The sequence below is a fragment of the Psychroflexus salinarum genome (genome assembly GCF_042677225.1).
GTDB classification, from domain to species: Bacteria; Bacteroidota; Bacteroidia; order Flavobacteriales; family Flavobacteriaceae; genus Psychroflexus; species Psychroflexus salinarum.
The window spans coordinates 189,977-205,870 of sequence record NZ_JBHTIV010000023.1 but is presented as its reverse complement, the minus strand read 5'-3'; the positions used below and the strand labels follow the sequence as shown (position 1 = coordinate 205,870).

Annotated in this window: 11 protein-coding genes and 1 tRNA gene; 5 read left to right on the top strand and 7 right to left on the bottom strand. The window is 35.3% G+C overall.

The window, feature by feature from the left end; translation table 11 throughout:
- Positions 1-1,155, bottom strand: coding sequence for a hypothetical protein (locus ACFQ0R_RS13050; RefSeq protein WP_379658819.1), 1,155 nt, complete (start codon positions 1,153-1,155; stop codon positions 1-3).
- A gap of 309 nt (positions 1,156-1,464) precedes the next feature.
- On the opposite strand from ACFQ0R_RS13050, the gene ACFQ0R_RS13045 reads away from it, so the two are divergent.
- Positions 1,465-1,800 (top strand): DUF202 domain-containing protein, encoded by a 336-nt coding sequence (locus ACFQ0R_RS13045; RefSeq protein ID WP_379658818.1) that lies wholly within the window; start codon positions 1,465-1,467, stop codon positions 1,798-1,800.
- Here ACFQ0R_RS13045 and ACFQ0R_RS13040 read toward each other — a convergent pair.
- From ACFQ0R_RS13040 to ACFQ0R_RS13030, 3 genes are all read right to left on the bottom strand, one after another.
- Positions 1,775-3,559 (bottom strand): SLC13 family permease, encoded by a 1,785-nt coding sequence (locus ACFQ0R_RS13040; protein ID WP_379658817.1) that lies wholly within the window; start codon positions 3,557-3,559, stop codon positions 1,775-1,777. The genes ACFQ0R_RS13045 and ACFQ0R_RS13040 overlap by 26 nt on opposite strands.
- Positions 3,560-3,847: 288 nt before the next feature.
- Positions 3,848-3,921: transfer RNA gene (locus ACFQ0R_RS13035), tRNA-Arg, on the bottom strand.
- A gap of 54 nt (positions 3,922-3,975) precedes the next feature.
- Complete coding sequence (locus tag ACFQ0R_RS13030; RefSeq protein WP_379658816.1) at positions 3,976-4,425, bottom strand: GatB/YqeY domain-containing protein; 450 nt, start codon at positions 4,423-4,425, stop codon at positions 3,976-3,978.
- A 131-nt stretch (positions 4,426-4,556) separates the two neighbouring features.
- On the opposite strand from ACFQ0R_RS13030, the gene ACFQ0R_RS13025 reads away from it, so the two are divergent.
- The 4 genes from ACFQ0R_RS13025 (at position 4,557) to ACFQ0R_RS13010 (ending at position 9,686) form a co-directional block, all read left to right on the top strand.
- A complete protein-coding gene (locus ACFQ0R_RS13025; protein WP_379658815.1) occupies positions 4,557-5,360 on the top strand; it encodes a sulfite exporter TauE/SafE family protein in 804 nt (267 codons plus the stop codon).
- Positions 5,361-6,031: 671 nt separating this feature from the next.
- Positions 6,032-6,715 carry a hypothetical protein gene (locus tag ACFQ0R_RS13020; protein WP_379658814.1) on the top strand — a complete coding sequence of 228 codons (684 nt, stop codon included), beginning with the start codon at positions 6,032-6,034 and terminating at the stop codon, positions 6,713-6,715.
- 574 nt (positions 6,716-7,289) lie between these two features.
- The gene (locus ACFQ0R_RS13015) at positions 7,290-7,685 is read left to right on the top strand and encodes an ice-binding family protein (protein WP_379658813.1); all 396 of its coding nucleotides are present in this window, start codon (positions 7,290-7,292) and stop codon (positions 7,683-7,685) included.
- 300 nt (positions 7,686-7,985) lie between these two features.
- Positions 7,986-9,686 carry a DUF885 domain-containing protein gene (locus tag ACFQ0R_RS13010; RefSeq protein WP_379658812.1) on the top strand — a complete coding sequence of 567 codons (1,701 nt, stop codon included), beginning with the start codon at positions 7,986-7,988 and terminating at the stop codon, positions 9,684-9,686.
- A 522-nt stretch (positions 9,687-10,208) separates the two neighbouring features.
- On the opposite strand, the gene ACFQ0R_RS13005 is transcribed toward ACFQ0R_RS13010, so the two are convergent.
- From ACFQ0R_RS13005 to ftsZ, 3 genes are all read right to left on the bottom strand, one after another.
- Positions 10,209-10,361 carry a hypothetical protein gene (locus ACFQ0R_RS13005; protein WP_379658811.1) on the bottom strand — a complete coding sequence of 51 codons (153 nt, stop codon included), beginning with the start codon at positions 10,359-10,361 and terminating at the stop codon, positions 10,209-10,211.
- 161 nt (positions 10,362-10,522) lie between these two features.
- Positions 10,523-13,891 (bottom strand): S8 family serine peptidase, encoded by a 3,369-nt coding sequence (locus tag ACFQ0R_RS13000; RefSeq protein WP_379658810.1) that lies wholly within the window; start codon positions 13,889-13,891, stop codon positions 10,523-10,525.
- 133 nt (positions 13,892-14,024) lie between these two features.
- On the bottom strand, positions 14,025-15,881 hold the full coding sequence (gene ftsZ / locus ACFQ0R_RS12995) for a cell division protein FtsZ (RefSeq protein ID WP_379658809.1): 1,857 nt from the start codon (positions 15,879-15,881) through the stop codon (positions 14,025-14,027).
- Positions 15,882-15,894: the final 13 nt, after the last annotated feature.

The following is a 15,894-nucleotide window of genomic DNA, read 5'->3' as shown; positions in this document are numbered from 1 at the left end:
TCATTGTTTTAATGAGTGTGTTCTGGTGTAAATATTAGGGGCATTTTGAGCAAGCAAACTAGCTGCCAGACTCACTTCATTGATATCCAGGTGATCCTGAAATGTGGACACCTTCGTATGTTCAGGACTAAGCCAAAAGGCTTCTATTTCATCGGCAATACTCCAGATTTTGGAGGCGATGTCTGGTTTTAAACCATTCTTTTCCAGGAATTCTAAATTTCCTTGTAGACAGCGAAGCCCTAGTGAAAGTCCACATTCTCTAAAGGGCAGCCTATACTTTGCCGATTTTTCGGGTTCATAAGATCTATAAAAAGCCTTTAGGCTTTGTTCTACAACTCTTAGCAGTCTTTCCGGTTTTACAGAATCGGGCAAATCAATTTTTTTCTGAAGTTCTGTTGCGCGAATGACATTTAAAAGTAAACCGCCAATTCCTAACGCATCTTCCATCTGCCAGTTGGAATATTGGCAGAGTAATTTTAGATCTTCGATATAAATATCAAATTCCTCATTGTACAACTCTGACATTTCCCGTGCCTGTAAGGCACAAAGTAAACCCTCCAAAGGATCATGTGCTCCCATAGCCGGAACCAGAGGTCGGGAAAGATCTACACTCATTTTCCAGTGCATGCTTATATCATTATTTTTATGAATGATAAAATAAGAGCCTGCTAAACTGAGTTCTGCTGCCCATTTGGCAAATTCTTTTTTTTCTAATAATTCGCCGGCTTTTAATAATGCTGCAATCCAGCGGGTATGGTAATGGAAATATTGTCCATCCCTTTGCCATTCCAGCTGCTGATTATAAGATTCTTCATGTTTACGTTCGGGAAGTTGCTTTCCTATTCGAAGACCTTTTACCGCGGGGTGATTCTTCGCTTTTTCTTCAGGAAGTTCACTTATCCAACCGGTTCTGGGGTCGTTTGGTGTGAATTTTCCTAAATGATGATGAACTTCATGGATGAGTTTTAAAGCTAAGTCCTGGTTCTCATTACTTCCATCCCTTTTTTTAAGCGCTAAAAAGTTGAGTAGAGCAAAAGCATCGGTCCAGAGATAGCGCTGGCTGATCTGTCCATTTTCAGGATCAAGTCCTGTTCGTTTTGAAAAGTTCTTCATCAGCGATTTTGCATTCGCAGTAGTCTGTTCTATGTCATTCATTGATAAAAGGTTTAAATCTTATATTTTAGTAAAACACTAAAACTTCGTCATTTCACTCAAACTTGGTTTGGGTTATATTCCAATTCAGAAAACCCAAATAAATAACCCGCTGAAGCCAGGCTTTGATGACTAAACTTTTTTGATAATCCAATTTAAAAACAGCGTATTAATCATAATTTATTATGAAATACTTAGTGTTTGTTTAAAATAGATATTAATGAAATAAATTCAAAACTTTTAAGAGTATTATAAGAAGATTTAAAAATCCCATACTTTTCATTAAATTGAAATGCATTTTAAAGATTAACAATGAAAAAATTTAGACGATTTAGAAGTGACTTCAGGAATAATGAAAAAATAATTCTACGCGATTTTTTGGCCATGGAACGCACCACGCTGGCCAATGAGCGAACCTTTTTTTCTTACATCCGCACCAGTTTTTACCTGATTATCGCGGGTATAGCCTTTGTGAAACTGGAAGACTTTGAACCCCTGAGCTGGGTAGGCTACGCCTTATTTGTCATCAGTGCTTTTTTACTGACGTTTGGTATTATTCGCTATCAGCTTTTACAAAAAAAATTAAATCGGTTTTACGATGATTCTGAAATTGAAGAACGCTTTAAAACGGGTAAAAATAAGGAATAAGTATACTGGCTAAAACCAGGAACAGCAAATTAAGTGGAGCCCCTACTTTTGTAAAATCAAAAAACTTGTATTTACCGGCACTAAAAACCATCGTATTGGTCTGATAACCAATGGGCGTCATAAAACTCGCACTTCCAGCCACGGCTATAGTTACTAAAAAAGGTAAGATATTGATATCCAGACTTGAAGAAACAGAGAATGCTATGGGCACCATTAAAGCTGCAGAAGCATTGTTACTCATCAATTCTGTGAGCAGGGAAGTTATCAGATAAAAAATGCCGATCATAAGCATTTTGCTTTGAAAATTACTTGTGGTACCAATGAGCAGGTCACTTATATTCTGAGAAAGACCGCTGCTGGTCATTGCTTCCCCCAAACTTAAGGAACCGGCCAGCAGAAAAATCACTTTCCAGTCAATCGCCCGATAGGCTTCCTGCATATTGATGACCCCAAGGATATTTAGAACAACAATCCCTGCAAAAGCTGAAATAACCAAAGGTAAAATATTGAAAGTAGCCAGAAGAATGACAGATAGAATTACTGAAATTGAAATATATAGCTTCTTTGGGTTTATTTCGTTTATGATCTGCTCACTAACAGAGATAAATGGTGAATTTCGTTTTTCCTGACTTTCTTGCAGGAGTTGATATCCATTTTCATTGGTTAGTAAGACTAGTATATCTCCAGCCTGTAGCTTGACTTCCTTTAAATCAGAAAGTTGTTTTTTACCTCTTTGGCGAATACCTATAACATTGGAATTGTATCGGTTTAGGAAATCGACCTCTGAGAGCTTTTGACCTATAATGTCTGAATTTGGAAGTAAGATGATTTCCATCATGCGAGTTTCCTCATCGGGAAATTCTTTATCTTCAAATTCTTCTGTTAGACTGAAATAGTCATTTTTAATCAATTTGTTGATTTCCTTAAGAGAACCTTCTATCAATAGCGAGTCATTTTCTTTTAATTTTTTAGACTGATCTGGTTTATCTTCAGTTGCGTTATCTCTTTTGTAGTATTTGATTTCTATGTCTTTATCCTTAAATAAATTGTTTAAACCCATTTCCTGTTCCTCGGGCTTCTTGTTTAGCCTGACTTCTGCTAAAAACCGTTTTGTTTCTTCCTGCTCTTCCATCACGTCTTTTGTTCCTTGGTCTGGAAGAAAGTAACGGCCAGCAAACATCAAATACAGCAATCCTACTGTAAACAAACAAAGTCCAATGGGCGCCAGGGTAAACATATTAAAGCCTTCAAATCCCCTATCCGATGCCATTCCACTAACAAGTAAGTTGGTGGAAGTACCCACTAAAGTGCAACACCCTCCGAAAATAGACAGATAGGAAAGTGGTATTAAATACCTGGAAGGAGAGAGTTTAAGCTTTTTTGTAGTCCTGTTTACCACTGGAATAAAGGTTGCTACTACAGGTGTATTGTTTATAAATGCTGAAATTCCGCTCACCATAAATGCCATTCTAAATATGGAATTTGGATATCCTTTGCCCAGTAATTTTTGCATGAAAGGAACTAACAAGTCGATTAAATTAGATTTAATCAACGCCTGACTTAATATAAACATAGCGGCTACTGCCAGAGTAGCTTGATTGGCAAAACCAGAAATCGCTTTATCTGCATCAATTACACCGGTGGTCACTAAGCTTACCATAATGCCAATGGCTACCAGATCTACTGGAATGCTTTCTCTGATGTAGCAGAACATACTAAGTGCAATAACTACTAGCGTGATGTAAGCTTCTGTACTCATTTATAAAATTTAGGATAAATAAAGAAAAATTAAATAAATCAGCGAACTTTATTTAAGCCTTTTATCTAATTATTTTCCAAGGATTCACTCTGTGCATCCTAAAGCGTTCCGTTTTTGCTTGTATCTGTGACAAAGAAATTCATTATGAGCAAAAGCGTGGTTTTCTGCTTATCGTTTTAATCAAGGATTCACTTTGTGCATCCCAAAGCGTTCCGCTTTGAAAATCAAAATACCCTATTTAAAATTTCAAGCAAGCTCGATTTTAAATAGGGTATTTTGACTTATTCGTGACCGCGGAGGGATTCAAACCCCCAACCCTCAGAGCCGAAATCTGATGCGCTATTCAGTTGCGCCACGCGGCCTCAAATTTCTGTGAAGACAGAAATCTATTAATTGCAAGATTACAATAAAATAGTTTAAGACAAGTTGCCTTTCACAATTTTTGAAATTGTTTTTCCGTCAGCTCTTCCAGCCAGGCGCTGGGAAACCATTCCCATTACTTTTCCCATATCCTTCATAGAGTCAGCACCCGTTTCTTCGATAACGGACTTGACTTCTTTATCAATTTCTTCCTCGCTTAACTGAGCTGGTAAAAATTGTTCAATGATTTTAGCTTCAGCCAATTCTGCTTCAGCCAAATCCTTACGGTCTTGCTCTAAGTACAAATCAGCACTATCTTTTCGTTGCTTTACCAGTTTTTGAACCAATTTCAATTCCTCAGCTTCAGGAATTTCTTCCTTGCTAGAGGATGCTGTTTTAGCTTTTAAGATTTCACTTTTTATGGATCGTAAAGAAGCTAAAGCAACAGAATCTTTTGCCTTCATTGCTTCTTTCATTTTTTGCATTACCTCTTGTTCCAGTGCCATTTATAATTTTTTCGCTAAGATAAATAATAATTTTTCAATATCAATTTAAAGCCTTACTTTCAATGTAACCAAAGTTACTGCACCAGCTTTGGTCTAGTTCTACATTTGCACTACAAAATGAAATTTACCTCATGGAAATAATTGAATTATTAGGTTTTTTTGGTGCACTTATCATAGGAGTAGTACTTGGGTTAATTGGAGGCGGAGGCTCTATTCTTACAGTTCCAGTGTTGGTATATTTACTTTCAGAAGACCCCGTTACAGCTACAGCTTATTCTCTTTTTGTAGTGGGTACAGCAAGTTTGGTAGGCGCTTTACGTAATATGCAAAAAGGCTTGGTAGATTTTAAAACAGCTACTGTATTTGCTATTCCTGCATTTTTAGCTGTTTATGCCACTAGAAAATATGCGGTTCCAGCCATACCAGATTCCATTTTCACTATAGCTGACTTCGAAGTGACCAAAAATATTGGCATCATGCTATTTTTTGCGCTGATCATGCTTTTAGCATCCTATTCCATGATCACAGACAAAAAAGATGAGCTGGAAGACAAAGAAGTTGAGATAAAATACAATTATCCCCTCATAATTATAGAAGGTATTGTCGTTGGATTTCTTACTGGAATTGTTGGAGCAGGCGGAGGATTTCTTATCATTCCAGCTTTAGTGTTATTGGCCAAACTCCCTATGAAGAAAGCCGTTGCTACTTCTTTATTGATTATCGCTGTTAAATCCTTGATAGGTTTCTTAGGCGATGTTCAAAATATGGATATCGATTGGAAGTTCTTGGGAATATTTACAGGACTATCGGTCGTTGGTATTTTTGTAGGGATTTGGCTCAACAAATTCATCGATGGTAAAAAACTTAAAAAAGGCTTTGGCTGGTTTGTCCTTTTTATGGGTATTTACATTGTTTACAAAGAATTTACACATTAGTATAGGACTAGTATTTTAAACTATTAACTGCTAGCAAAATCAAAAGAACTCATAAAATTGCTTTTCGATCTTGGCTTTTTTACAAATCATCAGTCTTATTGGCTTTCCTTTTCTATCCGCACTAGTTATCCAATTTGATGTGTCATTTTAGTGATAAAAGAAATCTATTTCACATTGGAAGCAAAAGATCCTTCTTAACATAGAAAGACTCTTTCACATCAACAGTGAGTAATATAATAGTCTTAAAAAGTGCTCATATTTAAAATACCTTTCTAACACAAAGTTTCAATTTCAGGTATTTCAAAACTTGAACCAAAAAAACCTTTATATATCCAAAAAATGTTTCTGAATATTTATTCATTAAGAATGACAATTTCTAAAGCCTAAATTAAATTCAAGCTTTTTCTTAAAAAAACTAGAAACTCAACTCTCGAAATGTTGAAATTTGAATAGAAACAAAAAAAATCAAAATTTCAAGACTTTGAAGTATTTACTATTTAATAGTGATCTAAAAATCTTTAAACATCAGGCGATATTCAACTAATTACAAAAATATGTTATATTAAACAGTGATTTATCATCATAATTTATTAATTTTAACAAATAGTTAAGTTATTTACTTGACTTTTATAATCTGAATTTTAGAAACTCAAACCTTAAAATTAAATCTTATGAAAAATTATTTTTGGAATGCTCTCTTGATATTTACTGTTTTATTTTTTATCAGTTGTGATGATGATGATGGGCCTGTAACATCTGCTCCTGAAATTTCTAGTACTACTACAGAACAAAATGCTGAAATTACTTACACTTCAATTGAAATAAGTGGTGACGTCACTTCAGATGGAGGAAGTGACGTCACATCTAGGGGAGTTTGTTGGAGTATGAATCAAAATCCTACTACTTCCGATAACATTACAACAGAAACATCTAATGAGTTTACAAGCTTAGTGGAAGGTTTGACAGCAAATACAACTTATCATTTTCGCGTTTATGCAACAAATAGCACTGGTACTAGCTATGGTAACCCAATAACTTTAAATACTTCTTCACTAGATGGTACAACTTGGGATTTTACTATATCTCTTGATAACACAACCCCTAATTACACATGGCACGCGGATATAATTTTCAATCCTGATGGCACAACTGTTTATGACGAGCCTAGTTCTCCAGGAACTTACACAACTTATGGAGTTTGGTCTCTTAATGGTAATACATTAGAATACAATATGGATTCTTCTACTTCAAATGGAGTTTATGAGTTCACAGGCACTCTAAATGGTAATACAATGAGTGGGACCTTTTTATTTCCAGGATACTCCAATCCTGTATGGAGTGCAGTTGAATATTAATTACATCTCAACTAACTTTTCATTTTTTTAGAGCCACATTAAATTGTGGCTTTTTTGTTTATGGCTTATTTCTTAATAGGTCAGCAAACACAAAAATGATTTTGAGTTGCAAACATTTCTGCAATAAATTTAGAAAGCCTTTGTAATCAATCTTTAAAATTTTAATCAAGTTCTTTGGTTGAGAATTTAAACCTTATCATTATACTAGTAAGAATCTGACTCATTGAGATTTAGCACTTCTTAAACTCGTAACACTCTCCAATTTAAATCAAACAAATGATTTGTTATATAAAGTCTATGGTTAGCCTTCGTTGTAAAATGATTATGCAAGAAGAACTTAATAACCTCAGATTGTATTTCGGTAAATCAGATTTGGGAACTATCGAAATTTAAGAGGATCTACCAGCAGAGCAGTGTCAAAAATTAAAAATTAAGCTTTTGAAGTATAGCTTATAATTTATAAAGAATACTGAATATACTGCATCTTTTTACAAATTCTGTAAAAAATAAAACAGGTGTTATACTTACTTCTGGTTATGAATAGAAAATTATAACAGGAATTAAAAGCACAGGAATGAACAAGATTAACTTAAAATCCTCTGGAGAGTATGTTGTTCTCGCAAAAACAGCAATAAATAATTGTCCTGCATCTGAAATTTCAGGGAATATGGGAATAAGCCCAGCTGCAACAACATTCATAACTGGATTTCATAAATGGACAAATACAATTATCGTTCCTACAGACTTAGTCATATCTGGACATTCATCAGAAGTACGGATTTTCGAAATTGAAGATGACCTGACAGTGAGCACAGATGTAAATATTACATTGAGCGGTAGTGAAAAAGCTGAAAATATTTTCTGGCAAGTTGCCCGTGAAGTTAATTTTGGAGCTAGATCAAACTTCAAAGGTATTCGATGGCTGAAATTAACCTACAAACAGATGCAGCATTTACCGGGCGTGCTCTAGCACAAACAGCAGTGATTTTGGATAAAGGTACAGTTTCTCCACTTCAATTAAGGATTAAAAATGAAACCAGCCTTGATATACGTTTGTAAAATATTCTTCAATTCTATACTTCGGTTTTGAGTGAAAAGTAAAATTCCAGTTTATTAGTAATAAAATTCTCTTCATTTTAAAAACTAACATAGGAATAATTAAAACACAGCAAATCCGATTCTAAAAATTAAATTATTCTTATTAAGGTTGTACACACCTCATATTGATTCTCTGTATATTTGATTTTATGCTAATTTCAAAAAAAAATTAATGAACAATTTCCTATCGTTTACAGTTTTATTTTTAGTGTCAGCTTCAGCTTTAAGCCAAAGCCAAAACTTGGATTCCATAATTTCAACTTACCAAAACCACAAAGCCTACGATCAAGAAAACTACCCGTTAGGACTTTACACAGAAGCCTATTACAAGCAAGAAGCTGATTTTGCAGAAAAACTTTTAGAGGATTTAGCAGAAATTGATACTGCTCACCTTAAAGAAACACAATATATTTCATTAAAGCTTTTAAAGTTCAAATTACAGGAAACGGTAGATCAATATACCTATAGAGCATTTTTGAATCCGCTGTTATCAGATTCAGGTTTTCATCTTAGCTTATCTTATCAAGTGAGAGATCTCAACACTTATGATCAAGTAAAATCATATCTAGATAAACTAAACGCTATCCCAGCTTATGTCGATCAACATTTTATCTTGCTTCGCAAAGGTTTAGGTGAAGGCATTACACAACCTCGTATTATTTTTGAGGGTTATGAGTCCACTTACAATTCGCAAATTGTCGACCGACCTGAAGATAGTTATTTCTATGAACCTTTTGAGAATCTACCCTCTACTCTATCTCAACGCCAAAAAGACTCCGTCATCAAAGTGGCAAAAATTGCTATTAAAAAAAATGTAATTCCTGAATTTAAACGCATCAAAACCTTTTTTGAAACAGAATATTTACCTAAAACAAAAACCACTTTAGGAGTTTCGGACAGCCCACAAGGTGAAGCTTACTATCAAAACAGACTGAATTATTACACGACTTTAAACCTTTCAGCAGAAGAAATTCATTCTATAGGTTTAAAAGAAGTAAAGCGTATCAATTCTGAAATGAAATCTATACTAAAAGAGGTAGAATTTGACGGTAATTTGGATGAATTCATCGCATTTTTAAGAAACGACGAGCAGTTTTACGCGAAAACCGGAGATGAACTTCTAAAGGAAGCACGCGATATTGCTAAACAGATTGATGCCAAACTACCTGCTTACTTCAAAACTTTACCAAGAAAACCCTATGGTGTTGCCAAAGTTCCCGATGCCATTGCGCCTAAGTATACTACCGGAAGATATATTGGTGCTTCCAATGATACGCAACCTGGGTATTATTGGGTGAACACTTACAATTTACCCAACCGTCCGCTGTATGTGCTGCCTTCCTTAACGGCTCATGAAGCTGTTCCGGGACACCATTTGCAAAACGCATTGAATGCAGAACTCGGGGACAGCATCCCAAAATTCCGTAGAAACATGTATTTATCAGCTTATGGTGAAGGCTGGGGTTTATATTCAGAATTTTTGGCAGACGAAATGGGAATTTATACCACACCTTATGAGCGTTTTGGAAAACTAACTTATGAACAATGGCGTGCGTGCAGACTAGTTATTGATACAGGCATACATGCCATGGGCTGGACACGGGAGCAGGCTGTAGAATACTTTACAAAAAATACAGCGCTTTCAATACATAATATCAATACTGAAGTTGATCGTTATATTTCCTGGCCCGGACAGGCAGTCTCTTATAAAATCGGTGAAATAGAAATAAGAGAGCTGAGAATCAAAGCTGAAGAACAACTCGGAGAAAAGTTCGACATAAGAGAATTTCATGAAATTCTCTTAGAGCAAGGTGTGGTTACTTTACCAATTTTAAAAGAACGCGTCAATGCTTATATAAAAGAAACGAAATAAGTTATGGAGCTGATCATATATTTGACATGTATCAAATGACCAGTCTCAAATGATAAGTAATTACAAAAGTGAATCGGAAGACGTTTCTAAAAAATATGATTTGTTTCTACAGCAATTGCTGTCTTTATATTTGTCATTTTCTCAGTCTTCTCTCATTTAAGGTTCTAACTTTAATTTTAATAAACTTTCCTAAAATTCAAAATTTGAATTATGTAAGCTTTCCCAATAAAAGAGCTTTCTTGCGCCAAGCCTTGTCATAACAGTACGAATCTTAGGGTTTAGAACAATAACTTGTTGTAAGATAGATTGTTTGTATGCTCTAATTTTTGAAATCTATAACCTGTCTACAACCGTGTACTTAACAGGCTGAGATTACAGTATCTTTTTGTTCTTCTTTGAAGCTTTTGATTACTCGAATTTGTCATATTTCTGATTTGGATGTTATACTCCTTTTCAGCAATATCTATTAGCATATAGAAGATGATGACTTTTTTGTAAGCAGGTTATGAAAGGTATTCGGCTCTAGTTTTCTGCTTTACAAGCAACTTCACATAGCCTCAAGTTCAAGTATTTTTTTTCTGGTGTTTTTGCTATAGATTCTTTGGATATGTTCTCCCAATTAAAGTTAATATTTTCTAAGCCATAGGATGATAATTGATCTTGCTTGTATGTCATGCCTCAATTTTTAAGTTTGCCTAGCTTAACTATTCTTTACTGATGTTTTAATTACACTATGTTTTTGGCGTATCGCTAGGTCATGACGGGGCCACATAGCAAAACATAAAACCCGCATCATAAGATGCGGGTTTTATAATTTCAGATTATTTAGTTGATATTTATTTCTTAATAAATCTTTTAGTTAAACTGTCTTTTCCAGAAGACATTATTAAGAAATAGTTTCCAGAGGCTAATGATGAAACATCTATAGAAGCGTTATTTTCTTTAATGCTTAGTGTCATTAATTGCTTACCTCTCATGTCGTAAACTTTAACTTTATCTACAGATATCTGTGAAGTTCCTAATTCTAAGAATAAAGTTTGTCTTACAGGGTTTGGATAAAGACCGATATCTGCACTATCAAAAACATTAGAACTTAGTGTACATGCTGAAAGTGGATCTGTAATTGTAATGTTGAATATAACGCTCGATTCATTCCCGTTAACATCTGTTATAGTATAAATTACTGATGTAAAATCTACTTGGTTATCGTAATCGTCACAATTAAATTGAACTTGGCTTAAGACTTGGCTTTCAATTCCACAATTATCAATAGAACCATTATCAACAGTATCAATAGTTAAATCTGAAAAACCGGATTCGTCTAGTTCCAAAACTATATCTTCATTGACTATTATTTCTGGATTTTCAGTATCCTCAACAATAATATTTTGTGTTTGAGTAGAAACATTTCCAGAGCTATCTTCAAATTGCCAAGTAATTACTGTGGTCTCTGTAATTGGCAATTCTACTGAAGTAGTTCCTGTGATCTCACCTGCATCGCAATTATCTTCTGCATTAGGCGCAGCTAACTCTGCAACTTCACACTGCCCAATCACATCATCTAGTATTTCTTGAGTTGGCATTGGTCCTTCAGCGTCTCCAATATTTATAGTGACAGCAAATCTTTCTTCGCTCTCACATTGTCCGTCGATAGCTGCAGCATAAAGGATCTCTCCATTTGAAGTAATGTAGTTTGGATCCAATGCTGTCCCACCAACGCTTTGATTATACCAAGAAACATTTTGAGAGTCTAAAATAATTTCTTCTAGTAATGGTTCACTACAGAAAGTTTGGTTTACATCTCCACTAGGAGGAAGCAAATTACAACTACCTGCTGGAAGAAGATTGATTGAATAATCTTCAACTTCTCCCCATGTAAAACTCTCACAAGAAGAAGGAACTCCATCATATTTCATAGAAACTCTCATTCTAAGAACTTCACCTTCCACTGCACCAGCAGGAACAGTAAATGACCCTGACACTTCTGAGTCAATTGAAGGACTACTAGAAAAAATTAATTCATCAGAATCTGTAAAGTCTCCGTTTAGATTGAAATCAATCCAAACTGCTACACCTTCAGAATAAACTGTTCCTGCCCACTGTGGGTTTACAGTAATAGTGTAAGTTTCCCCTACTACTAAATCTGTAGTAACATTTGTAAAATCTGTGTAGCCAGGACCAGCTCCAGATTCATTATCAATACCATTTAGTCTCACTCTTGAGATGAATTCATCGTCAGTTGTTTCTCCTTGAGAGTTACAATAGCTTAAAATAAATTCTTCAGTTGTAAAAGTACCCAACTGAGAATAATCCGAAGAAGTGTTTTCTGTTACACATCTAGTCCTGACTTGGTACTCATAAGTTGTCAATTCAGTAAGTCCGTTTAAGTTAATTGCGTTGGTTTGTAGTGAAGATTCTGTCCAGTTGGTCGCTCCTTCTTCTCTATATCTGAAGTCATACTCTCCACCTGGAGCATTGTCCCAATATAAAGACACCATCTCAGAAGAAAGTCCGCCAACAGTTATTCCTGAAGGGGGGAGTGCTTCACAAACCACAGGCTCAGAAGAAAGACCTGTCACAATTAATGAGAAGTTTTGTTGCTCATTTGTAAGATCTCCTTTATGACTAACAGTTATAGTATATGTACCTGAAGCATTTTCAATATCAACCCTTTCAAAGGGATCTCTTGTATTGTTTCCTTTTTCGTTAATATTTACACCTATAAGTCTCCAAGGTAAATATTCTGTAGCATTTTGCTCTACAACAATGTCAAGATCATTAACCAATTTTGGATCGTTGGAATTTATTTCAGTTGTAGAGGTTCCAGCAGGGTCAGTCCATGAAATAGAAGCTATAAGATCATCTACATCATTGCTCTCTACTTCTAAGGTGTAAGTTTGCCCTGGCAAAAGTGACAAATCATTTATAATGACACCATTATCTTTACGCTGCATTGTTTCTGCTGCTCTCTTAGCATTCATTAAACCCCACCCAAAGATAGCATCTGGACCGTTCATTCCAGCGTCATCCGCTGTATGTAAAATTAAGCCTTTAAGCGTTGCTGCTCTTAAATAATTTCCATATAAATTAAAAGCATGTTGTTGTAACAATAGCGCACTACCAGCAACATTAGGAGAGGCCATTGATGTTCCAGAAATAGAATTGTATGATGAATCACCATTAGCATAGGTAGAATAAACGCCTTGACCATTACCAGCTATATCTGGCTTTATTCTAAAATCATCAGTAGGCCCTTGACTACTAAAATTGCTAATTAAAACTGAGTTTAACTCTCCATCGTCTGTTACATTAGCGTCTCTAGCACTTGCAACAACCAAATTATTTTTTGAAACTGAGTGTCCAGTTAGTTTATCATATTGGGAATTAGTTGGGTCAAGAGGAGAGCTATTGTATGAAGAAGTTCCTTCATTACCTGCAGCAACAACCATAAGATAATATGGAGCATTATATTGTAATATATCCCAGTTTCTTGATTCTGATATATATCCTCCAAAGTAATAATCTGGAACTAAATCAGCTCTAAATCCGTAAGAATGATTTGAAATAAGCATCCCTTCTGCTGCAGCAGCTGTAGCCTCAGATAGATCTTGATTCCATTTATAGCCGTTTACACTAGCTTGCGGAGCCATCCCTTTAGCATCTGGAACAACGCCACTAGCTATAATTGTCCCTGTTACGTGACCTGCATGGAAATTTAGCTCAAGTCCTTCTGAAGCCTCATCCATTACAGTAACTCGACTATTGCCTAAAGGATTTTGATATTCTTGATGTGTACTCCTTGCGTGACCTCCATCCCATACATAAGCAACCATATCTTGACCATCTAAATTGAAACCTGATGAGCCCCCAATATTTAGATGGTCTGTTCTTGTGGAACGAGCTGCATCTACATTATAGGTTTGATAGTAAATAGGACTTCCATCTTCTTCAATTTTTTGAAGTTCAGCATAACTCCCATCTTTTAGATAAAGTGAAAGTTCTAAATTTCGACGATTAGCCTCTTTTATCATTCTATTATTTTGAAGAGAGGATTCAGAAGAAAATTGATTTGATAATTGATTGAGCAAAGTAATGTTATACTTTGAGGTAATTCTTTGCTTTTGAATTTCCGTTTGAGAATGTGAAACGAAAGCTGTAAATAATAAAAATACCAAAGCAATACGATTAAAATAATTGTGAATCATTAGTTGTTTTCTTAAATTAGGTTCGCAATCTAATTAATAACATTATGTTAACAAAACTTGGTATGTTAAAACTCAGGAGCAAAAAAAAGACCAGCATAACGCTGGTCTTTATAATTTAAAATAGTCTCTTAGTTTAGTCTACATTATCATGTAAAAAAGAGTTATTGGATCTAAAATTTAAATTGTCTTTATCGCCTTCCACACTTGTTCTAGAAAGTGAATTTCCCTCAAAGCGATCGCTATTCAAATCAATACCAGCTCTTTTATATGCGGGTTGTTTTTCAATTTCATCAATATTATTAGTATTTCTGAATTTATAATTGAATTGTTTCATTTTAGCCTTTCGTTCTGCTGCTCTTGAAGCAAGCTCGGACAATGGAGTATTCATAGGATCTATTTCATCTCTACTCTCTCTTTCTGTTTGTGAAGATTCAACAGTTCGCCTTGTGAATTTAACTTCTTCCGGCTCTTCCTTAGATTTAGGTTTTGGTTTGCTAGACGAAGGCTTTGGTTCTTCTTCATCCATGAACTCAGATAAATCATATTTTTTCACTTCAGGAGTTGAATGTTTTCTGAAAGAATTTACCTCTTCTGGCTCATTGACTTCAATATCTTTTACAGATTGAGGTTGTTGATCTTCGTTCTCATCGTCTTCAGAAAAATCAAAACTCAACATTCCAGATGAATTTTCTTCTTCCTTTACAGGACTATCCTCAATGATTTCAAAATCATCTTCGTGAGCATTTACAATTTCAAAATCTACATCCAGATGGTTTATATTCGCTTGATCTGTTTCTGGTGTTTTGTCTTTAGACTCGTCTTCAGAATCTAAGTTATGTACAACTTTAGATTGATCCCTATCTTCTGGATTTTGTCTCCTAGACTGAGGAATATCTATAGAAGACTGCTTTTTGAATCTGCCAGTAGAGAGGTTTTGTTCGATACGCTGATCATCCTCAAGCGTGTGGATAATTTTTTTAGTTTCAGTATTGACGATTTCATCCTGTTGCTCAGTATTAAAACCCGTAGCAATTACGGTTACTGAAATAGAATCTTCCAAGCTCTCATCATCACCTACACCCATGATGATGTTTGCGCTATTTCCAGCTTCAGCCTGAATGTGGTCGTTTATTTCTCCAATTTCATCTAATGTGATTTCATCGGTTCCTGAAACAATAAGTAATAAAACATTTTGCGCTCCTTTAATCTTATTATCATTCAGCAAAGGAGAGTCCAGTGCTTTTTCGATAGCTATCTGAGACCTGTTGGTTCCAGAAGCTACTGCAGAGCCCATAATAGCAGTTCCACTATTGCTCAAAACTGTTTTGGCATCACGTAAGTCAATGTTTTGAGTGTAGTGATGTGTTATAACTTCAGCAATACCTCTGGAAGCAGTGGCTAAAACCTCATCAGCTTTTGAAAAACCTGACTTAAAGCCTAAATTTCCATACACTTCCCTCAGTTTATTATTATTGATAACTATAAGTGAGTCAACATTACTTCTTAGTTCTTCAACACCTAACTGAGCTTGTTCATTTCTTGTACGTCCTTCAAACTGAAATGGAATAGTGACGATACCTACCGTAAGAATGTCCATTTCTTTTGCAAGTCTCGCAATTACAGGTGCTGCACCAGTTCCTGTACCTCCACCCATTCCTGCAGTGATAAATACCATTTTGGTATTGGTGCTTAATAAGCCTTTGAGGTCTTCCCTGCTTTCTTCTGCTGCCTGTTTACCAATATCTGGGTTTGCGCCTGCACCAAGTCCTTCTGTAAGGTCAACCCCTAGCTGAATTTTGGTTGGGACCGGACTATTTTCTAGTGCTTGTGCATCTGTATTACATATCACAAAGTCAACGCCCTTAATGCCTTGACTAAACATGTGATTGATGGCATTAGAACCTCCACCGCCTACTCCAATGACTTTGATCACGTTGGATTGGTTTTTTGGGAGATCGAATGAGATATTTTCAAATTCTTGCTGACTCATAATTCTTTATTTT